The 20,573-nt window shown below is 68.8% G+C and carries 21 protein-coding genes and 1 riboswitch; of the genes, 7 read left to right on the forward strand and 14 right to left on the reverse strand.

The window, feature by feature from the left end:
• Positions 1-483 precede the first annotated feature (483 nt).
• From IE307_RS42685 to IE307_RS42700, 4 genes are read right to left on the reverse strand one after another with little or no spacing between them, the layout of a single operon-like run.
• Entirely contained in the window at positions 484-1,356 is an 873-nt protein-coding gene (locus IE307_RS42685) for an ABC-2 transporter permease (RefSeq protein ID WP_191305207.1), read from the reverse strand.
• The gene (locus IE307_RS42690) at positions 1,356-2,315 is read right to left on the reverse strand and encodes an ABC transporter ATP-binding protein (protein ID WP_191305208.1); all 960 of its coding nucleotides are present in this window, start codon (positions 2,313-2,315) and stop codon (positions 1,356-1,358) included. Before IE307_RS42690 ends, IE307_RS42685 begins: the two co-directional genes overlap by 1 nt.
• Positions 2,316-2,337: 22 nt before the next feature.
• Complete coding sequence (locus IE307_RS42695; RefSeq protein WP_229905593.1) at positions 2,338-2,775, reverse strand: hypothetical protein; 438 nt, start codon at positions 2,773-2,775, stop codon at positions 2,338-2,340.
• Positions 2,775-2,957: a hypothetical protein gene (locus IE307_RS42700; RefSeq protein ID WP_045312139.1), complete on the reverse strand. Its 183-nt coding sequence runs from the start codon at positions 2,955-2,957 to the stop codon at positions 2,775-2,777. The genes IE307_RS42695 and IE307_RS42700 overlap by 1 nt, the downstream gene beginning before the upstream one ends.
• A 428-nt stretch (positions 2,958-3,385) precedes the next feature.
• Here IE307_RS42700 and IE307_RS42705 point away from each other — a divergent pair, with 428 nt between their 5' ends.
• The gene (locus tag IE307_RS42705) at positions 3,386-4,834 is read left to right on the forward strand and encodes an MFS transporter (RefSeq protein WP_191305209.1); all 1,449 of its coding nucleotides are present in this window, start codon (positions 3,386-3,388) and stop codon (positions 4,832-4,834) included.
• 10 nt (positions 4,835-4,844) lie between these two features.
• Complete coding sequence (locus IE307_RS42710; protein ID WP_191305210.1) at positions 4,845-5,525, forward strand: TetR/AcrR family transcriptional regulator; 681 nt, start codon at positions 4,845-4,847, stop codon at positions 5,523-5,525.
• A 55-nt stretch (positions 5,526-5,580) separates the two neighbouring features.
• On the opposite strand, the gene ald is transcribed toward IE307_RS42710, so the two are convergent.
• Positions 5,581-6,693, reverse strand: coding sequence for an alanine dehydrogenase (ald, locus tag IE307_RS42715; protein ID WP_191305211.1), 1,113 nt, complete (start codon positions 6,691-6,693; stop codon positions 5,581-5,583).
• 225 nt (positions 6,694-6,918) lie between these two features.
• Positions 6,919-7,011, forward strand: a riboswitch (glycine riboswitch).
• A 63-nt stretch (positions 7,012-7,074) separates the two neighbouring features.
• Here ald and gcvH point away from each other — a divergent pair.
• Positions 7,075-7,458 carry a glycine cleavage system protein GcvH gene (gcvH, locus tag IE307_RS42720; RefSeq protein ID WP_191305212.1) on the forward strand — a complete coding sequence of 128 codons (384 nt, stop codon included), beginning with the start codon at positions 7,075-7,077 and terminating at the stop codon, positions 7,456-7,458.
• Positions 7,459-7,502: 44 nt separating this feature from the next.
• The gene (locus IE307_RS42725; protein ID WP_191305213.1) at positions 7,503-8,867 is read left to right on the forward strand and encodes an L-serine ammonia-lyase; all 1,365 of its coding nucleotides are present in this window, start codon (positions 7,503-7,505) and stop codon (positions 8,865-8,867) included.
• On the opposite strand, the gene IE307_RS42730 is transcribed toward IE307_RS42725, so the two are convergent.
• From IE307_RS42730 to IE307_RS42745, 4 genes are all read right to left on the reverse strand, one after another.
• A complete protein-coding gene (locus IE307_RS42730) occupies positions 8,854-9,384 on the reverse strand; it encodes a hypothetical protein (RefSeq protein WP_191305214.1) in 531 nt (176 codons plus the stop codon). The two genes, IE307_RS42725 and IE307_RS42730, sit on opposite strands and share 14 nt — an antisense overlap.
• Positions 9,381-9,734, reverse strand: a complete 354-nt coding sequence (locus tag IE307_RS42735; protein WP_191305215.1) for a winged helix-turn-helix transcriptional regulator — start codon at positions 9,732-9,734, stop codon at positions 9,381-9,383. Before IE307_RS42735 ends, IE307_RS42730 begins: the two co-directional genes overlap by 4 nt.
• 76 nt (positions 9,735-9,810) lie before the next feature.
• Entirely contained in the window at positions 9,811-11,400 is a 1,590-nt protein-coding gene (locus IE307_RS42740) for a TROVE domain-containing protein (protein ID WP_191305216.1), read from the reverse strand.
• 492 nt (positions 11,401-11,892) lie between these two features.
• A complete protein-coding gene (locus IE307_RS42745) occupies positions 11,893-12,543 on the reverse strand; it encodes a TVP38/TMEM64 family protein (RefSeq protein WP_191305217.1) in 651 nt (216 codons plus the stop codon).
• Positions 12,544-12,613: 70 nt separating this feature from the next.
• Here IE307_RS42745 and IE307_RS42750 point away from each other — a divergent pair, with 70 nt between their 5' ends.
• Entirely contained in the window at positions 12,614-13,018 is a 405-nt protein-coding gene (locus IE307_RS42750) for a hypothetical protein (protein WP_191305218.1), read from the forward strand.
• Here IE307_RS42750 and IE307_RS42755 read toward each other — a convergent pair.
• The 3 genes from IE307_RS42755 to IE307_RS42765 all read right to left on the reverse strand — a co-directional run bounded on the left by IE307_RS42755 (position 13,015) and on the right by IE307_RS42765 (position 16,407).
• Positions 13,015-14,904 (reverse strand): ABC1 kinase family protein, encoded by a 1,890-nt coding sequence (locus tag IE307_RS42755; protein WP_191305219.1) that lies wholly within the window; start codon positions 14,902-14,904, stop codon positions 13,015-13,017. The genes IE307_RS42750 and IE307_RS42755 overlap by 4 nt on opposite strands.
• A 150-nt stretch (positions 14,905-15,054) precedes the next feature.
• Positions 15,055-15,450 (reverse strand): SSI family serine proteinase inhibitor, encoded by a 396-nt coding sequence (locus tag IE307_RS42760; protein ID WP_191305220.1) that lies wholly within the window; start codon positions 15,448-15,450, stop codon positions 15,055-15,057.
• 87 nt (positions 15,451-15,537) lie between these two features.
• Entirely contained in the window at positions 15,538-16,407 is an 870-nt protein-coding gene (locus IE307_RS42765) for an SGNH/GDSL hydrolase family protein (protein WP_191305221.1), read from the reverse strand.
• Positions 16,408-16,512: 105 nt separating this feature from the next.
• On the opposite strand from IE307_RS42765, the gene IE307_RS42770 reads away from it, so the two are divergent.
• Entirely contained in the window at positions 16,513-17,772 is a 1,260-nt protein-coding gene (locus IE307_RS42770; protein ID WP_229905594.1) for an MFS transporter, read from the forward strand.
• On the opposite strand, the gene IE307_RS42775 is transcribed toward IE307_RS42770, so the two are convergent.
• A complete protein-coding gene (locus IE307_RS42775) occupies positions 17,704-18,528 on the reverse strand; it encodes an NAD(+)/NADH kinase (protein WP_229905595.1) in 825 nt (274 codons plus the stop codon). The genes IE307_RS42770 and IE307_RS42775 overlap by 69 nt on opposite strands.
• A gap of 23 nt (positions 18,529-18,551) precedes the next feature.
• Positions 18,552-19,499 (reverse strand): SPFH domain-containing protein, encoded by a 948-nt coding sequence (locus tag IE307_RS42780; RefSeq protein ID WP_191305224.1) that lies wholly within the window; start codon positions 19,497-19,499, stop codon positions 18,552-18,554.
• A gap of 100 nt (positions 19,500-19,599) precedes the next feature.
• Here IE307_RS42780 and IE307_RS42785 point away from each other — a divergent pair, with 100 nt between their 5' ends.
• Positions 19,600-20,298 (forward strand): NUDIX hydrolase, encoded by a 699-nt coding sequence (locus tag IE307_RS42785; protein WP_191305225.1) that lies wholly within the window; start codon positions 19,600-19,602, stop codon positions 20,296-20,298.
• Positions 20,299-20,573: the final 275 nt, after the last annotated feature.

Here is a 20,573-nt window from a genome sequence, read left to right on the forward strand (position 1 = left end):
GGCCTGGCGCGTGGTGCCGACCGGCGCTCGCTCTCGTGTGGTGACCAGGTACGCAGGCCTGGCGCGTGGTGCCGACCGGCGCTCGCCCTCGCAGGCCAACCACGTACGCATGCCTGGCGCGTGGTGCCAACCGTCAGCCGACATCGCAAGCCACCTCGCACGCAGCCTGGCGTGGCGATGCGAAGCGAGCCGTCCGAACTCTTACGACTGGGTAGCGGTGCACCCCGCTCATGGCGATTGGGGCTTGACCTTGAGGGGCGGGGTGCTACCCCTCATCAGGCACGGCCGGGCGCTTTTCAGCCCGGCCTTTCCGGCCGTCAAGCACCCCGCCAGAGGCTCAAGGTCAAGCCCCAATCGCCAGCCCGTGATTCGTCACGACCTACGCGCCCGTCCTCGCAACGCGACCCAACCCCAGGAACGCGACCAACCCCGCTGGAATGCGACACAACCGAGCAAGCCGCCAACCGAATCAGAACCCGCAGCTCAGGTGATGTCCTTCGACTGCGTGACCGCCCAACCACCAGCGAACACCACACCGGCCCAAGCCAGGAACACGATCCCCGACAGCCACCAGTCCTGCGCCCCGGCCGCCCCGGCGATCGCCCGCAGCACGTCCTCGATCTCCGTCGGCACCACCCCCGCCGACGACAGGAACAGGTCGACCGCGACCGCCCCGGTGAGCCCGTTGATCGACCCGTTCGGCAGGAAGCCGATCACCGCCGGCACCTCGAGGTACGCGAGCACGCCGTGCAGCACGTTCTCGATCACCAGGAAGTACAGCAGCAGGAGCACCACCGCCCCCGCGACGTTGGGGATCAGCGCGCCCACGCCGACGCCGAGCATCGTCATGAGGATCGACGACAGCACGCAGACCAGCGTCAGCATCGCCCAGCCGCCCGCGTCCGGCAGCTGGCCGGCGTCGCTGGTGATCACGACACCGATGCTGACGAACGCCATGATCGCGAGGCCGTAGATCGCGCCCCACAGGACGTAGACCAGCATCTTCGCCAGCAGCGCGTGCATGCGCGACGGAGCGGTCAGGAACGTCGTGGTGATCGTCCGGCGGCTGATCTCGCTGGAGATCGCCATCGCGCCGAACACCATCGGGAAGATCGTCGAGATGTTGATCGCCCGCGCCATGCCGAACAGCGAGACCTTCCACTGGTCGGGTGTGACGCCGAGGAAGTCCGAGACCTCGTCGACGTCGCCGCTGGACGCGAAGTCCACGAAGAACTGTCCGAGCAGGCCGGTCGCGAGCCCCCAGCCGAGCGCCAGCACCGCGGTCGGGATCAGCAGGCCCCACCACAGCCCGGTCGTCGTCGTCTTGCGGAGCTCCGCTCCCACGAGGTTGCCCATCAGGCCCAACCACCCTGCTGCTGGTACGGATTCTGCTGCGCGGGCGCGTACCCGGCGTACTGACCACTGGTGAGCTGGAAGAACAGCCGTTCGAGGTCGACCGTCTCCTCCTGGATGCCGTAGACCGACACGCCCGCCTGCAGTGCGATGTCGGCGACCTGCCGCGAGTCCACACCGGACACCGCGAGCCTGCCGTCCGGCAGCTGTTCGATCACCTGCACACCGGCGGTGCGCAGGGCGTTCGCGAGGGCGTTGATGTCCGACGGCTGCACGAGAACGCGGCGCTGCTGCGACTGCCGCAGCTGGTCCAGCGGCCCGTAGAACATCGTCTGGCCGCGCGAGATGATCACGACCTGGTCGACGGTCTGCTCGACCTCGGCCAGCAGGTGGCTCGAGATCAGCACCGTGCGGCCCATGCGCGCGTAGGACTGCAGGAACGTGCGCAGCCAGGCGATGCCCTCGGGGTCGAGACCGTTCGCCGGTTCGTCCAGCACGAGCACCTGGGGGTCGCCGAGCAACGCCGTGGCCAGCGCCAGCCGCTGCTTCATGCCGAGCGAGAACCCGCCCACCTTGCGGTCGGCGGCGCTGCCCAGGCCGACCAGGCCCATGACCTGGTCGGCCTGCGCGTCGGGCACGCCGATGGCCGCCGCGTACACGCGCAGGTGGTTGCGGGCGGAGCGCGCCGGGTGGAACCCCTGCGCCTCCAGCACCGCGCCCACCACGCGGCCGGGCTGGCCGAGCTGGTGGAACGGTCGTCCGTTGATCGTCGCCGTGCCACCCGTGGGTTTGACGAGACCCAGCAACATCCGCAGGGTCGTCGTCTTGCCCGCGCCGTTCGGGCCGAGGAAGCCCGTCACGCTGCCGGGTGACACGGTGAAGCTCAGGTTCTGCACCGCGGTCACCGGACCGAACTGCTTGGTCAGGTTCTGGACCGCGATGAGGCCGCTGCCGTCATGCATGCGGCCCATCCTGCCTGAAAGGTCACTCCGGCAAGGCGTGCTTCGGACGAGACACGACGGGCGCGCGGTGCACCACCGGTGGCGCGTCGGTCAGGACCGGCAGCTCGGTGGTCATTTCCGCCGGACTCTCCTCCGGCATCTCGATGACACCTGATCGAGTGAAGGGGTTGCGCAACGGCCGACGCCGTTCGCGGTGCGGCAGCCCTTCTCCGATGAGGTGCTGGTGCGCCATGTTCCAGACCTGGCAAGGCCACCGGCGGCGGCGCAGCCAGCCGGGACAGGCCCGGCAGCGACCGTCCTCGTCCGGCTGGTGCACCGTCAGCAGCAGGCGCCAGCCGTCCGCGAGGCGGTGGATCTCCGCGCGGGCCAACGGAACCAGCGCCTCGGCCTCTCCGTGCTCGGCGACCTTGTCCAGCAACGCCAGGCGTTGCATCACCGCGTCGCGCAGGTTCTCGTCCATCACATCTTCGCCGTGGCCTGGTCGAGCAAAGAGCCCAAGCGACGCGTCTGGGTGGCGGACATCACAGCGGTCTCGCCAGGAGGCGTGACCAGCAGGACGCGGTCGTTCTCCACCAGCACGGTCATGGACCTGTCACGACCGAACGGGTCGTGGCAGTGGATCCATCCCTGTGGTTCAGCCATGGAATCTCCCTTCGAGGGACACCCGACTTGGTCTACATCGGCCGAACCCCCTGCTCGCCGCACCACGATCCGCGGAATTCACTCGTTTGCTGGACGGTCCGAGGTCGGGCAGTGGTCCACTCGGGGAAACTTTTGGGTCCCGTTTAGGTGGGGGTGCTGGGCGTGACCCCCGACGGCCCGCTATATTTGGTGACGGCGGCCCCGCTCCCAGTGACCCCCAGGCTGGTTGAGCGCGGCCGCCCTTTACGTGGCGGACTCCGATGCTCATTGACCTTCGGCCAATTTCGCCGTAGCCCGCAGTGTTGGTCGGGGGACACCCCCGAACCCCCGGGCTTTCCCGAATCCCTTTCAGTTCTGAGCAAAAACCCGTTGCGTCCTCCGGTCTCGTACGCTGTAAGTTTCCTCGTACACCGTAAGGGGGGATGATGATGACTTCGACGACCGAGAAGGCCGTGGTGCACCCGCACCCGCAACGCTGGGCCGTGCTCGGCGTGCTCTGCCTGTCCGTGATGGTCGTGGTGCTGGACAACACCGTGCTCAACGTGGCGATCCCGTCCATCTCCACGGGCTTGGACGCGAGCACCGCCGACATCCAGTGGATGATCAACGCCTACTCGCTCGCGCTGGCGGGCCTGCTGCTCACGACCGGGTCGCTCAGCGACAGGTTCGGCCGCAAGCGCGCGCTCCTGGCGGGTCTGGCCCTGTTCGGCGCGGGCAGCGCGGTCGCGGCCTACGCGACCTCGTCGGAAGCGCTGATCGCGGCTCGCGGCTTCATGGGCATCGGCGCCGCGGTGCTGATGCCGGGCACGCTCGCCGTGCTCATGCAGTTGTTCGACGACGAGGAACGCCCGAAGGCCATCGGCATCTGGGCCGCCGTCAGCAGCCTCGGTTTCGCGGCCGGGCCGGTGATCGGCGGCGCGCTGATCAAGCACTTCTGGTGGGGCTCGGTGTTCCTGATCAACGTGCCGGTGGCCCTCCTCGCGGTCGCGGCCGTCGCGTTCCTCGTGCCGGAGTCCAAGGACCCGACCGTGCGCAGGCCTGACGTGCTCGGCTCGATCCTGTCGATCGTCGGCATGGTGTCGGTCGTGTACGCGGTGATCGAGGTGCCGGAGCACGGGTTCGGCTCGGCCGAGTTCGGCGTGCCCGTCGCGATCGGGCTCGTGACCATGACCGGATTCGCCTTGTGGGAACGGCACACCACCGACCCGATGCTCGACCTCGGGTTCTTCGGGAACCGCCGGTTCACCGGTGCGGTGGCGTCGGGTGTGCTGGCCGCGTTCGGCATGGCGGGCTCGCTCTTCCTGCTGACGCAACACCTCCAGGGCGTGCTCGGCTACAGCCCGCTGGAGGCCGGCGTGCGCGTGGCGCCGATGGCGATCGCGTTGCTGATCACCAGCAACACGTTGGGACAGCTCGTGATCAAGCTCGGTGCGGGCAGGGCGATGCTGCTCGGCATGACGATCGTCGCGGGCGGTGTGGCACTGCTGTCGATCGGCACCACCTACCCGCCGACGCTGGCCGGGCTGGTGCTCATCGGCGTCGGAGTCGGTGTGTCCCAACCGGTCGCGGTCAACGCGCTGATGGGCTCCATCCCGCCGGAACGGGCCGGGATCGCGTCCGGGTTGTCGGGCACGCTCACGGAACTGGGCTCCTCGTTCGGCATCGCGGTGCTGGGCGCGCTGCTGTCGGCGCGGTTCGTCGCGTCACTGCCGGAGGGCGTTCCAGGGCGTTCGCTGAGCGAGGCCCTGCACAGCGGTGCGGACATCACGGTCGTGCGCGAGGCGTTCTCCAACGGCATGAGCGTCAGCCTCGCCGTCGGTGCTGTCGCCGTGTTCCTGGGAGGTGTTGTGGCCAGCGTGCTCCTCAGGCGCGCCTAGGATCGCCGACGTGGACAGCGTGTGGTTCGGCAAGCCCAGGCCCAGCAGCGGTCAGCCCCTCGGCTTGAGCCGTGAGTTGATCGTCCGCAAGGCGCTGGAGATGCTGGACGAGCACGGTCTGCAGAAGCTGTCCATGCGCAAGCTCGCCGCCGAACTCGGCGCGGCACCCATGTCGCTCTACTGGCACGTGCCCACGAAGGACGCGTTGATCGAGCTCTGCCTGGACGAGGTCTACGGCGAGTTCACCCTCCCCGATCCCGAGGCCGAGTGGGAGACCGCGGTGCGCGCGATGATGCGCGAGCTGCGCCAGCTCGCGCTCAAGCACCCGTGGTGGATCCGCGGGATCGGGGAGTTCAACACGATCGGCCCGAACGCGGTGGCGTTCGCGGACGCCATGTTCGAGCCCATGCTGCGCGCCGGCCTGTCGACCGCGGCCGCCGCCCAGTCGATCTCCGCGGTGGGCAGCTTCGTCAACGGCCACGCGATCGCGGAGGTCAACTTCATCGGACGCGGCGGGATGGACTCGCCGCCGCCCGACCTGGCGAAGATCGCCGACCTCTACCGGGACGAGCACCCCCGCTACGTCGCGATGCTGGACGAGCCGAACCTGTGGTCGCTCGACACCCAGTTCGAGTTCGGGCTGGACTGCGTCATCGACGGCATCAAGGCGCGCGTCGCCGCCCTCAGATAGCCGAAACCCCCGCAGCGGTTCACGCGTGCGGGGGCCTCATTCATTCAGTTGGCTTTCAGACCACGCTCTCGAGCGGCGTGTGGAGCAGACCGGTCGCCTCGGCCACCGGGCCGTTGGTCAGCAGGCCCTCGTGGGCGTTGAGGCCCAGGGCCAACGAACGGTCGTCCTTCAGCGCCTGCGTCCAGCCCTTGTCCGCCAGCGCGACCGCGTACGGCAGCGTCACGTTGGTCAGCGCGTAGGTCGAGGTGCGCGGGACGGCGCCCGGCATGTTCGCCACGCAGTAGAACACCGAGTTGTGGACCTCGTAGGTCGGCTCGGCGTGCGTGGTCGCGCGGGAGTCCTCGAAGCAACCGCCCTGGTCGATGGCGATGTCGACGAGCACCGAACCCGGCTTCATGTCCGCGACCAGCGCGTTCGACACGAGCTTCGGCGCGGCGGCACCGGGGACGAGCACGGCGCCGATGACCAGGTCGGCCTCGCGGACGGCCTGCTCGATGGCGAACGAGTTCGACGCGAGCGTGCGCAGGCGGCCCTGGAACTGGGCGTCGATCTGGCGCAGGCGGTCGACGTTGGTGTCGAGGATCTGCACGTCCGCGCCCATGCCGACGGCGATCGTGGCGGCGTTGACACCCGCCACGCCACCGCCGATGACGACCACGCGGGCCGGGGCGACACCGGGGACGCCGCCGGGCAGCACACCGCGGCCACCGGAGGGCTTCATCAGCGCGAACGCGCCGACCTGCGGGGCCAGGCGGCCCGCGACCTCGGACATCGGGGCGAGCAGCGGCAGCGCGCGGTTCGGCAGCTGCACGGTCTCGTAGGCGATGGCCGTGGTGCGCGACGCGAGCAGCGCCTCGGTCAGCGGCTTGTCGGCGGCGAGGTGCAGGTACGTGAAGAGGGTCTGGCCGGCGCGGAGACGGGGGTACTCCTGCGCGATCGGCTCCTTGACCTTGAGGACCAGGTCGCCCTCCGCCCAGACGTCGTCGGCGGTCGCGAGGACCTTCGCACCCGCGGCGAGGTACTCCTCGTCGGTGATCGCGGAGCCCAGACCGGCGCCCTGCTCGACGTAGACGTCGTGCCCGCGGCTGGTCAGTTCGTGCGCACCGGCAGGGGTGAGGGCGACGCGGTACTCGTGGTTCTTGATCTCGCGAGGAACTGCGATCCGCACGATGACTCCTCCGTTCGGTGGCCGACATCTCATAATGTGGGCCAGTCGCAAGGTCATGTCACTGTGCGGATCGCACTATCCGGCACCAAGCCGATTGTTCACTTGGGACAAAGCGACCTGAGCCTCGTTCGCGTTCCGCTCGACCGTCCCGCGTTGACACTCGGCGGGGGCCGCACATAGCGTTCGCCCCGGACAACTGAACACCGGCCGCGGCGCGCGAGCGCCAGAACCCGCGTGGGAGAGACCTCGACGACCGAGTCGGGGCGCCGAAGGGGCAAGCTCCCGCACACTCTCAGGCAGCAAGACCACTCGGGGTAGGCAACTCTGCACGGCGGAGGGGGCGCAAGTTTCCTGACCCGTCACAGCTGGAGGAGTCGCGCCGTGGAGTTCCCCGAGAACCTGCTCTACACCGTCGAGCACGAGTGGGTCGACTGGACGCCGGGCACCCAGGACCCGCTGACCTGCGGAATCACCGAGTACGCGGCCGACGCCCTCGGCGACATCGTCTACGTGCAGCTCCCCGAGGTCGGCGCCAAGGTCGTCACCAACGAGGTCTGCGGCGAGCTCGAGTCCACCAAGTCCGTCAGCGACCTGTTCTCGCCCGTCACCGGTGAGGTGCTCGAGGTCAACAGCGCCGTCGTGGACGACCCGGCGGTCGTGAACACCGACCCGTACGGCGCCGGCTGGCTGTTCAAGGTCCGCGTCGAGTCGGCGGAGAACCTCCTCACCGCGGCGAAGTACGCCGAACTCACCAAGTCCGACTGACCATGGACCTGACTGACCGCTCCACCACCACGAAGGACTGATCAGTGGCGATCAGCGTTTTCGACCTGTTCTCCGTCGGCATCGGACCGTCCAGCTCCCACACGGTCGGCCCGATGCGCGCGGCGGCGATGTTCGTCGACAAGCTCGGCGAGCGACTGTCCTCAGTGGACCGCGTCCACGTCGAGCTGTTCGGCTCGCTCGGCGCGACCGGACACGGCCACGGCAGCCCGAAGGCCGTGTTCCTCGGCCTCGAGGGCAACCTCCCCGAAGAGGTCGACCCCACCGCTGCGGCGACGCGCGTCGAGGAGATCGTCTCCGGCGGACGGCTCCGGCTCGGCGGCGAGCACGAGATCGGCTTCGTGCACGACCGCGACCTCGTCATGCACCGCCGCAAGTCGCTTCCGCTGCACCCCAACGGGATGAGCTTCGAGGCCTTCAGCGGCGGCAAGTCCGTCGAGCACGCCGTCTACTACTCGATCGGCGGCGGTTTCGTCGTCGACGAGAACGCCTCGGGCACCGACCGGATCAAGCCGGACTCCACACCGCTGCCGCACCCGTTCCTGACCGGCGACCAGCTCCTCGCGCGCTGCCGCGAGACCGGCCTGTCGATCAGCGAGATCATGATGGCCAACGAGCTGTCGTGGCGCACCGAAGACGAGGTGCGCCAAGGACTCCTGCACATCTGGCACGTCATGCAGGAGTGCGTCGAACGCGGCTGCACCGAGCACGGCGTCCTGCCCGGCGGCCTCAAGGTCCGCCGCCGCGCCGCCGAGATGCGCAAGCGCCTCGAGGGCGAGCACTTCGTCACCGACCCGCTACGGGTCATGGACTGGGTGACGCTCTTCGCCCTGGCCGTCAACGAGGAGAACGCGGCAGGCGGCCGTGTCGTCACCGCGCCGACCAACGGTGCGGCCGGCATCGTCCCGGCGGTCCTGCACTACTACACGAGGTTCGTGCCGGGCGCGTCCGACGACGGAGTGGTCCGCTTCCTGCTGACCGCCGGCGCGATCGGCGTGCTGTTCAAGGAGAACGCGTCGATCTCCGGCGCCGAGGTCGGCTGCCAGGGCGAGGTCGGCTCGGCCTGCTCGATGGCCGCCGGCGGACTCGCCGAGGTCCTCGGCGGCACCCCCGAACAGGTCGAGAACGCCGCCGAGATCGCCATGGAGCACAACCTCGGCCTGACGTGCGACCCGATCGGCGGCCTCGTGCAGATCCCGTGCATCGAACGCAACGCCGTCGCGTCCATCAAGGCGATCACGGCTGTGCGCATGGCTCTGCGCGGTGACGGCTCGCACCTCGTGTCGCTCGACAAGGTCATCAAGACCATGCGGGACACCGGCAAGGACATGTCGGTGAAGTACAAGGAGACGGCACGCGGCGGGCTCGCCGTGAACGTCATCGAGTGCTGAGCCACTCCAGCACCTCGTCCTGAGGCGTGGGGTCGGTCCACCGCAACCACGTGCCGAAGGTGCTGCTCGCCTTGTCGCAGTCCGACCACTCCTCGGCGAGGTGCTCGACGACCTCGTCGGGGAGCGTGTCGACCAGGCGCAGCCACGGGACCATGCTCTGGTCGAGCTGCGCGGCGGCCTCGATCAGCTCCCCGAGGTCCTTGTGGCGTTCCTCGTCCGACGCCGCACGCAGGACGATGTCGGTGACCTGCGCGTAGAGCGCGGTGCGTTCGGCTTCCGGCCAGTGCGAGAACCCCGCCCACGTCAGCCCCATGGTGAGCCGGGAGTCGGGGTCCTCGGTGAGCAACCCGACCACCCTGTGCGCGAGTCGTCGCCAGGCGGGCCCGTACTCGTCGGGCTCGAAGTGGTCCTCGACCTCCCAGGCGAACTGCCACACGACCTCGTCCGGCACGAGCGCCGGATCACCGTCGAGCAGCGCCAGTTCGGCCTCGGTCCAGCAGAGTCCGCAGCCTTTCAACGCGCGTCGTAGGCCTTCTGCGCGTCCAGCACCTCGGGCATCCGCGCCTCCAGCAGGTGGATCAACGACAGCAACCGCTCCGCGGTGTCGCGCCCGAGCGGCGTGAGGCTGTAGTCGACGCGCGGCGGGTTCGTGGGCTGCGCGTCGCGGTTCACCAACCCGTCGCGCTCCAGCGCCTGCAGCGTCTGGGAGAGCATCTTCTCGCTGACCCCGTCGACCCGGCGGCGCAGCTCGTTGAACCGCAGCGGGCCGTCGACGAGCACGCCCAGCGTCAGCCCGCCCCACCTGCCGGTGACGTGCTCCAGCAAGGGACGTGACGGGCACGCCTTCGCGAACACGTTGTACTCCATGGCGGCATCATACCTGGTGAGGGCGCTTACTGATAGTAAGTGTGAGGACTCTCCACGTCAGGGGAGCCCTCACACGTCAGAACGGCCAGGTCGCGTTCTGGCCCGCTTCGAGAAGCGGGACCATGCGGAACGTCGCGTCCGACAGGCCTCCGAATTCGTGCCTGCCGGCCTTGCCGGTGGCGTACGCGGCGTTCTTGTAACCACCGAGGTTGAACCCGTACACCGGCACGTGCTTCGGCACGACGTCCGAGACCCCGTTGCCGTAGTACCCGGACATCGTCTGCATGTCCGAGATGATGAACACGCGGTCGTGACCCCGGTACGAGCGCTTCAGCGACCCGACGATGTCGGTGCCGTGCCCGACCTCTCCGATCCGCTCGAGGAACCGGCTGACCTCGCGGATCACCGACGCCCCGCGCGGCACGTCGTGCCGGAACGTGCCGTCCGCGAACCCGACGACGTCGACCTGCTCGCCCTTCGCGCCCAGTGCGACGCCGAAGACCGCCGCGGCCTTGGCCGGGGTGACCTTCGAGCGGGCCGAGATCGCGCCACCCGTCATCGACGCCGAGGTGTCGATCAGGATCAGCGACCGGCCCGGCAGCGCGGGCAGGTTCGACAGCGACGCCTGCAGCGCCTGGTCCAGGGCGTGGCCCCAGCGCAGGCTCGGCGCGGCCTCGTAGGCGGACAGGAAGCGGAACGGGAACTGCCGCGAGCGCGCGACCTGGCCGGGGTCGGCCAGACGTGCCGCGACCTGGGACGCGACTTGGTCGGACATGCCGGCCTCGTCGAAGTTCCTGAGGTTGCGGAGCGCGGCCATGTACCCCATGGACGGCGCGAGCGCCTCCCACACCTCACGGGTCAACGGCCCCTGCAGCCAGCCGGCCACGGCCTCCCACGTCATCCCGGCGCCGCGCAGCACGTCGACCGCGTCGGGACGCGAGAAGAGCGCACGGCGCTGCTCCACGGGCCACGCCATCAGCTCCCGGCGGGCCGCGATCACGCGCAGCGCCTCGGGCACCGAGGTGTCGGCGTCGCGGCGGCGGTCGAGGACGTACTGGAAGAGCGAGCCCTGCCACGAAGCGGCAGGCGAGGGGTGGGCGAGGTTCAGGACGTCGGCCATGCGGAAGCCGCGGGCGTCGCTGTCCCACTTGAGGACCGCGCGCTCGTCGTACAGGCGTCCGACGGCGTCGGCGATGCCGCGCTTGATCGGCTTCGGCACGCGCCGGCCGTTCTGGGCCGTCCAGTACGCGAGGAGTTCGCCCGGCTCGTCGGCGCGCTGCAGGACGGAGTCGACGACGGCGCGGTTGGTGACGCCCGCGCCGGACTCGGCCACCAGTCGCGCGAGGACGAACTCCGCCGCGCCCACCAGCGACGCGGTGCGCATGTTCGCCTCGCCGCGCAGCCACGCGAGCAGGCGCGCGGTCCACTCGGGATCCGCGAGCGCCGCCTCGTGCACTAGCTGGGCGAAGCGGTTGTCGCGCTGGGTGCCGGACTCGTAGAAGGTGTCCTCGCCGCCCATGTTGGACACGGCGAGCAGGAACAGCTCGGACTTCGTGTCGCGCGCGTAGCCGTCGCCGCCCTCGTAGGTGCGGCCGGTCGGTCCTGGCGCCGTGGCGACAGGGCTGGTGCCCGCCGGACGTGCGCGGAAGATGTTGAACTTCGCCATCGGCTCTTCCCCCTCGGAGAAACAAAAGGGGAGCCCACGAACCCCACACGTGTCCGAGATCAAAGTCGCGGAAGGTACGTAGCTGCTCTGCCGTTTTGAGCTACAGCCGGTTTCCCGTCTGGCGGGACTCGAACCCGCAACCCGCCCATTAACAGTGGAAGTAACCCTCTGCTTCGCACCGGACACGTGTGGAGTTGTGCGCTCCCGAGGTCAAACGCGCCCGCGGCATGGGTTTCATCTCGAATGAAGTAGCCGTGGACTTTCGCACCGGGTGCTATTTCCATATAACCACGTCACGCCAGCGAATTAATTGTCGGCCGATGTGGAGTTGGTGGACGCCCGAGATCAAATCACGGAAGGTGACGTGCTCACCGGGGTGAGCAGAGACCGGCCGGAACCGGCCTCAGGAGTTGAACCTGAGAATCACCAGAAGTAACCCTCCGCTGCGCACCGGGCGCTCATTAATACAACCACACCGCGCAAAGGGTTTTCCTAAGGCGCCGCCTTCACGAGCCGGCGCAGGAGGTAGAAGAGGCCGACCGTCAGCAGGAAACCGACCGCGCTGATCATCACGATCTGCTCCACGGTGTCGGCCTTCGAGCCGGCGAACACGTAGGCGGCGCAGATGGGCAGGGTTCCGATGAGCGTGTACGACATGAATTGCCGGAACGACACCCTGGAGACACCCGCGGACACCGACACGGTCTCCGCCATCATCGGGATCCCGCGCGCCACCCCGAAGAACCACGGCCCGAACTGACGGCCCCAGCGCCGCATCTCCGTGAGCTCCTCGATGGTCACCACCCGGCGCACCAGCAGCGGGCCCGCGAACCGCCCCAGGGCGTACCCTGCGGCAGAGGAACCCAGTGATCCGACGACCGCGAGTGCCAGCCCGAGGGGCAGGCCGAGTGCAGTTCCCGCCAGCACGATGAGCGGCGTGGACGGCACGGGCAGCAGCACGTCCACGACGAGCAGGGCGAAGATCGCCGCCGCAGCCCACATCGGGTCGATGCCGCGCACCCACGTCACGACACCGTCGAAGTCGATGAGGTCGAGTGCCTCGAACACGATCCAGCTCAGCAGCACGAAGCCGAGCACGACGGCCGGTATCCACTTCCACCGGACGCCCGTCTCATAACTCATCGGGTGATGGTCGCCCACGTCGATCCGCCGGACAATCCGCCAGTGGCGCAGGTTCCGCGAAGGGACACACATGAGTGACGATCTCGTGCCTTTTCTGGGGCACTGGGTGCTCGACCCGGCACGCTCCGCATACACCGGTGGCACTCCTCCGAGGAGCGGCCACTACGACCTGAGGCTCGAGAACGACCGCCTGGTCGTCAGCATCGAGGGCGTGCTGGGGTCCGGTGACCCCATCCGCACCGGGTACACATTGGACCTGTGGCACGACACGCCGATGAGCGTCGGTCACGTGGACCGCGTGCGCACGGTCGTCGAGCCGCGCCGGTTCTGCACGATCGCCTACGCGGGCGCGCAAGCGGTTGCGCGCGCGTGGCGGGTCCTCGGTCACCTCAACGAGATGACGGTCGTCCAGTCCGCTCCGGACCAGTTCGGGGTGTGGCGCGACGACGTCTCGGTCTACCGCAGGCAGTTCTAGGCACCCGGAGATGAACGGGGCCTGAACACCGCGACGACGACGCGCAGGCCCAGCAGCACGCTGATGATCAGCAGGTTGTAGCCGAACACCTGGTACAACCCGACGTCCGGCGAGATCTGCGGCCCGCCGGTCGAGCCGAGCAGCAGCACCGCCATCACGCCCGCGGTCGCGCCCAGCGCCGTGAGCATCGCCTGGTGCAGCAGGCCCGTGATGAACGACCGGTCGCGTTCGTCCGCGAACAGCCTCATCGACATGCTCAGACGTCCCTGCTCCATGGCCCCGGTGATCCGGTCGATCCGCCGCGGCAGCCGCCGCAGCATCGGCAGCACGGCCTGGAGCTCCTCAGCCATCGTCCGCTTCACCGACTCCGGCGTGAGCCGTTCGGAGATCTGCTCGGCCGCGAACGACCGCGACTCGACCACGATGTTGAAGCCCGGCGCCAGCACCGCCAGCGTGCCCTCCAGCGTCGCCAGGGCCCGGAACACGGCCGCGATCTCCGGCGGGATGCTCAGCCCGAACCGCGACACGATCAGGAACAGGTCGCCGAACATCTCCACGTCCGGCCGCATGCCCGCGCCGAGGTGCCGAGCCATGAACTGACCGAGCGCGCGCTCCAGCCGTTGCTCGTCGATGTCCTCCGGCCGTGAGGTCAGCTCCAGCAGCGCGTCCGTCAGTCCTGCGGGGTCGCCGCGGTCGATGGCGAGCAGCAGCCGTTGCAACGCCGAGCGCAGCGCGGAGTCGATCCGCCCGACCGAGCCGAAGTCGAGCAGGCCCAGGCGTCCGTCGGCGAGCAGCAGCACGTTGCCGGGGTGCGGATCGGCGTGGAAGACGCCGTCGAGCATCACCTGGCGCAGCACGAAGCGCAGCAACGTCCGTGCGAGCCCCTCGTCCTCGGAGGCACCGCGCAACGGCACACCGTCGAGCCGGTCCATGACGAGCACGCGGGAAGTCGACAGGTGGACGTGCGGCAGCCCGACCGACGAGTCCGAGGCCGCCGCCACGGCCGTGATGTTGCGTGCCTCGATCTTGAAGTCGAGCTCCTCGCGCAACGCCGCAGCGAACCCGGCCGCGAGGTCGCGGACCCCCAGTGCCGAACCCCACCGCGTGCGCTGCAACGTCTCGGCCAGCCGGGAGACGATGTCGAGATCACCCTCGGCCGTCGCCCGCACGTCCGGCCGTTGCACCTTCACGACGACCTCGGCGCCGGAGCGCAACACGGCCCGGTGCACCTGCGCGATCGAGGCGGCGGCCAGGGGCTCGGGATCGACCTCCTGGAACGCGTCGAGCCCGACCTCGGCGTCGAGCACCTCCCGGACCTGCTCCCACTTCGCCGCCGGCACCTTGTCCTGCAGCAGGCTCAGTTCCTCGACGAAGTCCTCGGGCAACAGGTCGGCGCGCGTCGACAGCACCTGCCCGAGCTTCACGAACGTCACGCCCGCGTCCTGCAACGCGAGCCGCAGCGACCGCGCGAGACCGGTGGACGTGCGCTCCCGGCCGCGCAGGTAGGGCCCCAGGCCGTGCCGGAAGGCGATGGCGGTGATCCGCGAGTAGCGCCGGGTCCGCGCGATCCGGCGCCGCGCCATGCCCCACCACTCGGTGGGCGGCGGGATCGACCCGGTCGGGACGATGATCTCCGCGAGCGCCAGCAGCGCGATCACGGCGAGAATGGACAGTCCGAGTTGGAGCGTCACCAGCCCCGCGGACGGCTCGGCGGTGGTCTCGCCGAAGGCGTTCTGCGCGATGGACATCGCGAGCGCGCACGCCAGCGCGGTGCGGATGAGGCCGATGCGCAGGCCGAGGATGCGGCGCGCGGCCAGTGCCATGCCCAGCACCAGCAGCAGGAACGTGACCGGGAAGCCGATCGTGTAGACCAGGAAGTCCCCCATGCCCGGCATGCTAGGCCGTGCGAGCTGAGCCCCGCCCGCGCTTCCCGGCGAACGAACTCAGCGTGCAGGACCTGGGCAGGGCGAGCTGAACGCCACCGGTGTTCCAGCACGACGGCGGTGCGCTGGAACACCGGTGGCGCGGTCAGGGGATCAGAAGTCGAAGACCTTGCCGGTGTGCGCGCGCAGCACGCACGGGTTCGAGTACACCTGCTGGAAGTCGATCTTCTTGTTGCGCCACTTGCCGCGCAACGTGGCCTTGGTCGGGTTCAGCTCCATCGTGCACATCACGTCCGCCGTGCCGATTCTGCGGAAGTCGCCCTCGACGGGCGTGAGCTGCTCGCACGCCTGCTGGGCGTTGCGGTGCAGCCCGCCCGTGGGTTCGCAGGTCAGCTGCGTGGTGCTGAGCGTGCCCATCTCCGGCTGCACCGACAGCGTCACGCCGGCTGCGGGGAAGAGGGCCTCTGTCAGTGGTGCCGCCTGAGCCGTCGCGGGGATGAGCGGGGCGGCGAGCACGAGACAGGCCAACAAGATTCGGGTCCTTGCCATGCCAACACTGTGGCGTGGCAAGGACCCGCGATTCCATTCAACCGGGCGGTAACACCAGATCGTGTAAACCGCCGCGACTCAGTGCAACTAGACGCCGCTCAGTTCCGTCCCGGCGAGCGCGGCGGCGACCTGCTTACCCACCGCAGCCATGCCCTTGGCGTTCGGGTGAACGGGGAACGCGAGGCTCGTCGGGATGATGCCCTCGACCCACTTGTCCCACGGTGCCGCACACGTATCGCGACCGGAGCTGATGTCGTACGGGTTCACGAACGTGGCACCGGCGGCTTTCGCCTGTGCGCCGAGCATTCCGTTCAGCTGCTGCTGCACGTTGTCGAGGAACGGCACGTCGCCCTTCGCGATCGGCACGATCGGCCAGCAGCCACCGGACGACGGCAGGATGCGCAGGTAGCCCACGACGACGATCTTGGCCTTCGGGCTGCGCTGCTTGATGCCCTGGAGCACCGCGGCGACCTTCGAGGCGGTGGCGTCGACGCGCTGGCCGAGCGAGTCGCCGAAGTTCGCCTTGCAGGGCGCGCCGTTCGGGTCGGAGATGCTCTTGCCGGCGCAGGTCAGGATGATGTCGGAGAAGCCGATGTCGTTGCCGCCGATGGAGACGGTGACGAGGTCGGTGTCCGGCTTCAACGCGGAGAACTGCGTCACCGACTGGCCGGGGATGCCGCTCTGGACGCCCGCCATGTCCTCGGTCTGCGCGCCACCGCAGGAGATGTCGGTGAAGTTCGCGATGCCGAGCCGCTTCGCGAGCACGGACGGGTAGTTCTGGGTGGACTTGAAACAGCTCAGCGGATCGAGCCGCTGCAGGGGGATGAACGGTCCCGAGACGAACGAATCTCCGAGCGAGACGTAGTTCCGGTACGTGGGAGCGGCGCTGGCGTGCGGTACCAGCAGGGCCGCGAACAGGGCCGTGAGCAGGGAAACAACAGTCACTCGGCGCGTCATTGCTACCTCGTTACTGAACAGTAGGAACGTAGGACGAAGGGTGACCGGACCATTGCGCAGTGTCAATCCCTCGACCAGGCTGGAACGATGACGGGGGTGCGGAAAGTGGCAGCGGCGTCGGCCGTCGGCAACACGATCGAGCTGTACGACTTCCTGCTCTACGGCACGGCGTCGGCGCTGGTGTTCGACAAGATCTTCTTCCCGCAGTTCGACTCGCGCGTCGGTGTGCTGCTCGCGTTCGCCACGTTCGGCGCCGGCTTCTTCGCCCGGCCGCTGGGCGGCGCGGTGATCGGTCACCTCGGCGACCGGATCGGGCGACGCCCGATGCTGGTGATCACACTGTCGGTCACGGGTGCGTCGACGGCGTTGATCGGCCTGCTGCCGACCTACGCCCAGGTCGGCATCCTGGCGCCGCTGCTGCTCGTGTTGCTGAGACTCGTCCAGGGGTTCTTCATGGGCGGCGAGCAGGGTGGTGCGTCGCTGATGGCGGTCGAGCACGCGCCGCCGGGGCGGTGGGGCTGGTACGGCAGTTGGGTGTTCATCGGGTCGCCGGTCGGGCTCGTGCTGGCGAACCTCGCGATGTACGCGTCCTCGCGCGCGTCCGGGCCGGACTTCCTGAGCTGGGGCTGGAGGCTGCCGTTCCTGTTCTCGGTCGTGCTGGTCGGGATCGGCCTCTACATCCGGCTGCGCGTGGCGGAGTCGCCGCGGTTCGAACGGGCCGAGAAGGCGCGGCTGCCGATCGCGGAGGTGCTGCGCGACCGGTGGCGCGTGGTGCTGCTGGGCGCCGGGGTGAACCTCGGCTTCACGATCTTCATCTACGTGCTGAGCGTGTTCATGATCGGCTACGGGCGCACGGCGTTGAAGATCTCCGCGGACGACCTGCTGATCGCGACGATCGTCGGGTCCGTGGCTCAGGTGGTGGCGGTGCCCGCCTTCGCGCTGTTGTCGGACCGCATCGGCCGTCTGCCGGTGATGTTCGGCGGCGCGATCTTCCAGGCCGCGTTCGCGTTCCCCTTGTTCTGGCTCACGGACTCGGGCTGGTTCACGTTCGCGATGGTGCTCGGGTTCGTCGGCTCCGCGGCGTTGTTCGGCCCGTCCGCCGCCTACTTCGCCGAGCTCTTCCGGACCCGCGTCCGCTACAGCGGGGTGGCGTTGAGCTTCCAGCTCGGTGCCGTGCTGGGCGGCGGGCTCGCCCCGCTGGTCGCGCAGTCGTTGCTGCGCACCGGAACCTGGGCGATCGCGCTCTACCTGATCGCCGGCGCGGTGTTGTCCGGCGTGTGCCTGCTGGTGATCGGGTCAGCGCACGAGGCGGAGCCTGCGGGCGGCGAGTCCGATGCTCAGCCGCTGGCCCCAGCCCAGTCGTAGCGCGTCGCTCTCGATGCCGTCGCCGAACGCCACCAGGCCGTCCGACTCGACCTCGACGTCGAGGGGCCGGCCGGTGATCTCGCCCTCGGTGTGCTCGATCCCGGTGCCCGGCGACGGCCACGCCTCCCGGACGAACCAGACGAGCCTGCGTTCGGTCGGGGAGGGGAGGCCGAGCGGACTCTTCCGCTCGCGGTGGGCCGAACTGCACCAGCCCGTCGCGCCCGTGCCGCTGCCGACGAGGACGCCGGACGACGCCTGGCGTTCGCCCGCGATGCGGTAGCGGCTGGTCTGGTGGCTCGGGTGGCCCACGTAGATCTCGTTGAGCGCGCAGAGGGTCTGGCCGTCGTCCGACCTCGCCTCGACCATCGTGCGCTCCTCGACGTTCCCGGTGCTGCGGAGGAGTTCCCCGGCGTCCTGCGGAGCGTGCCGGGCGAGCACGCCCCGGTCCGGGTTGATGCCGATCACGGGCTGGCCGTCGAGGTACTTCGCGACGTTCGCGACGAGCCCGTCCTGCCCGACGATGACGACTACGTCCTCGGGCGCGAACAGGAACCGCGACAGGTCTTCCCGCTCGACGACGCCACGGCGCCAGTCGAGCGGGATCGCGGCGCCGACGTCTCCCAACGCCCGTCTGGCCTGCTGGTCACGGTCCACCACCTCGTCCAGGGTTCTGTTGCGGGACTTGAGGAAGAACTCGACCTGCCCTCTGGTCCCGTGTCGTGCCAGCAACTCTGTCAGCTCGGTGCGCCGGTGCACCAGCACAATTCTCGGCGCGAGGCTCATCGCGCGAGCCGCTGCAGGATCGGCTGGATGAGATCCGGCGTGAGCGTGATGCTGCCGATCTCCGGCAGGTTGCCGGCGAGCTCCTTCGCCGCCAGCGCGTAGAGGAGATCCTGCGGAACCTCCCTGTAGGCGTCCAGGCGCGCCTTCTCGCCGGCGGCCTCGGCCTCGGCGAGCTTGCGGATGCCGTCGGCCTTCGCGTCGTCGGCGACTCGGCTGGCCCTGGCGTGGTCCTCGGCCTTCTTCAACGCGTTCGCACCCCGTTGTACCACTAGGAGCTCCTCGCGCTTCGCGAGCTCGATCTGGTTCTGGAGCTCGTTCTCGCTGATCGCGCGCTCGCGCTCGACGGCCATGGCCCGGCGTTCGTAGGTGGCCTTGTCGGCCTCCTGCTGGACCCTCTCCCTGATGGTGGTCTGGAGGGCCTTCTCCATGTCGGCGTCCGGGCGGATCGCGACCACGCGCACGTCGATGATCTCCAGGCCGATGTGGTCCGCCTTCAGGTTGGCGCCGACCGCCGCCTTGACCCTCTCGACGCCGGTCCTGATCGCCGTTTCGAGGTCGAGGGTGCCGAGGATCTTCAGCGCGTGCTGCTGGGTGCTCTCGGTGAGGGTGTTCGCGATCTGGCTCAACGGGTCCTGGCGCCAGGTGCCGGTGTCCGGGTCGATCGAGAAGTCGATGCGCGCCGTGGCCGTCTCCGGGTCGGTGCAGCGGTAGGTGACCGTCAGCTGGACCGTGACGTCCTGGTGGTCCTGGGTCCGCGCGTGGAAGAGCATCGGGAGTTCCCTGTCGTCCACCGGGACCTCGCTCAGGACGGCGGTCCTGGGGCGGAACCAGAAGCTCAGGCCCGTGCCCTCGTGGACCAGCTTGCCCTTCTCGACGTGTCTGATGTGGACCGTCGGGGTTCCCCTGAGGTGGCGGAATCCGGGGTAGGTGCTGATGTCGGCCATCGTGCTGCCTCTCGTCTGCCCGAGCCGGGCTGGTGTGGAGGTGGACGACAAGCGCTCGACCCCCCGATCGTGCGCTTGTCGTCCAACTGACGATAAGCCTATGCTGTGGGACGTGTATTCGCCAAGTGATTTCCCTCCCTTCGCTGTCACGGTCGATCTGGTGGTGCTGACCGTGCGGGGGGATGCGTTGTGTGCGTTGCTGGTGCGGCGGGGGGAGGCGCCGTTCCGGGGGCGGTGGGCGTTGCCCGGGGGGTTCGTCCGGGTCGACGAGTCGGTGGATGACGCGGCTGTTCGGGAGCTTGGTGAGGAGACCGGGGTGTCCGGGCTGCATCTCGAGCAGTTGGGGACGTATGGGGAGCCTCGGCGGGATCCTCGGATGAGGGTTGTTTCTGTGGCTTATTTGGCGTTGGCGCCGGATTTGCCTGTTCCCGTGGCTGGGACTGATGCGGCTTCTGCTTCTTGGGTGCCGGTGGCTGAGGTGTCTGCGTTGGCCTTCGACCATGCGCGGATCTTGGGGGATGGGGTGGAGAGGGCTCGGGCGAAGTTGGAGTACACGTCGTTGGGGACTGCGTTTTGTGGGGAGGAGTTCACGGTGGCTGAGTTGAGGAGGGTGTACGAGATTGTTTGGGGGGTTGGGTTGGATCCTCGGAATTTTCATCGGAAGGTGACTGGGGTGGGTGGGTTTCTGGTGGCTACTGGGGAGAGCACCAGTCGGGATGGGGGGCGGCCGGCTGCCTTGTTTCGGCGTGGGGGTGTTGAGGTGTTGTATCCGCCGTTGGTTCGGTCGCCTGTTGCGTAGGGTTCCCCTGTTGTGTTGCGTGGTTTCCCCTGGGGGCTCTGCCCCCAGACCCCCGGCAATCTGATCGGGGGGTGGCGCCGTGGGCGGGTTGATGGCACGCCTGTTTGTGTTGGGCGGCTGCCTGTTGCGTTGTTGGTTGCGTTGGCGGTGGGGTCCCGTCACGAGTCGCACCAGGAGCTGGCCACATGCAGGTAGGGGTGTCAACTCGACGAAAAGCGTGGAGTTGTCCCCGGTTCCCGGACACGGGGTGTTCACGCAGCGTAGGTGATGCGTGT

Origin of the sequence: Lentzea cavernae (genome assembly GCF_014653695.1) — a bacterium.
GTDB lineage: Bacteria > Actinomycetota > Actinomycetes > Mycobacteriales > Pseudonocardiaceae > Lentzea > Lentzea cavernae.

Bases quoted from the DNA above. Each gene is read 5' to 3' on its own strand.
- IE307_RS42745 (WP_191305217.1), bottom strand. From the start codon at position 12,543: ATGAGTTATGAGACGGGCGTCCGGTGGAAGTGGATACCGGCCGTCGTG.
- IE307_RS42740 (WP_191305216.1), bottom strand. From the start codon at position 11,400: ATGGCGAAGTTCAACATCTTCCGCGCACGTCCGGCGGGCACCAGCCCT.
- IE307_RS42690 (WP_191305208.1), bottom strand. From the start codon at position 2,315: ATGCATGACGGCAGCGGCCTCATCGCGGTCCAGAACCTGACCAAGCAG.
- IE307_RS42755 (WP_191305219.1), bottom strand. From the start codon at position 14,904: ATGGGGGACTTCCTGGTCTACACGATCGGCTTCCCGGTCACGTTCCTG.
- IE307_RS42750 (WP_191305218.1), top strand. From the start codon at position 12,614: ATGAGTGACGATCTCGTGCCTTTTCTGGGGCACTGGGTGCTCGACCCG.
- IE307_RS42685 (WP_191305207.1), bottom strand. From the start codon at position 1,356: ATGGGCAACCTCGTGGGAGCGGAGCTCCGCAAGACGACGACGACCGGG.
- IE307_RS42785 (WP_191305225.1), top strand. From the start codon at position 19,600: ATGCTGTGGGACGTGTATTCGCCAAGTGATTTCCCTCCCTTCGCTGTC.
- IE307_RS42705 (WP_191305209.1), top strand. From the start codon at position 3,386: ATGACTTCGACGACCGAGAAGGCCGTGGTGCACCCGCACCCGCAACGC.
- IE307_RS42700 (WP_045312139.1), bottom strand. From the start codon at position 2,957: ATGGCTGAACCACAGGGATGGATCCACTGCCACGACCCGTTCGGTCGT.
- IE307_RS42760 (WP_191305220.1), bottom strand. From the start codon at position 15,450: ATGGCAAGGACCCGAATCTTGTTGGCCTGTCTCGTGCTCGCCGCCCCG.
- IE307_RS42735 (WP_191305215.1), bottom strand. From the start codon at position 9,734: ATGGAGTACAACGTGTTCGCGAAGGCGTGCCCGTCACGTCCCTTGCTG.
- IE307_RS42765 (WP_191305221.1), bottom strand. From the start codon at position 16,407: ATGACGCGCCGAGTGACTGTTGTTTCCCTGCTCACGGCCCTGTTCGCG.
- IE307_RS42780 (WP_191305224.1), bottom strand. From the start codon at position 19,499: ATGGCCGACATCAGCACCTACCCCGGATTCCGCCACCTCAGGGGAACC.
- IE307_RS42695 (WP_229905593.1), bottom strand. From the start codon at position 2,775: ATGGACGAGAACCTGCGCGACGCGGTGATGCAACGCCTGGCGTTGCTG.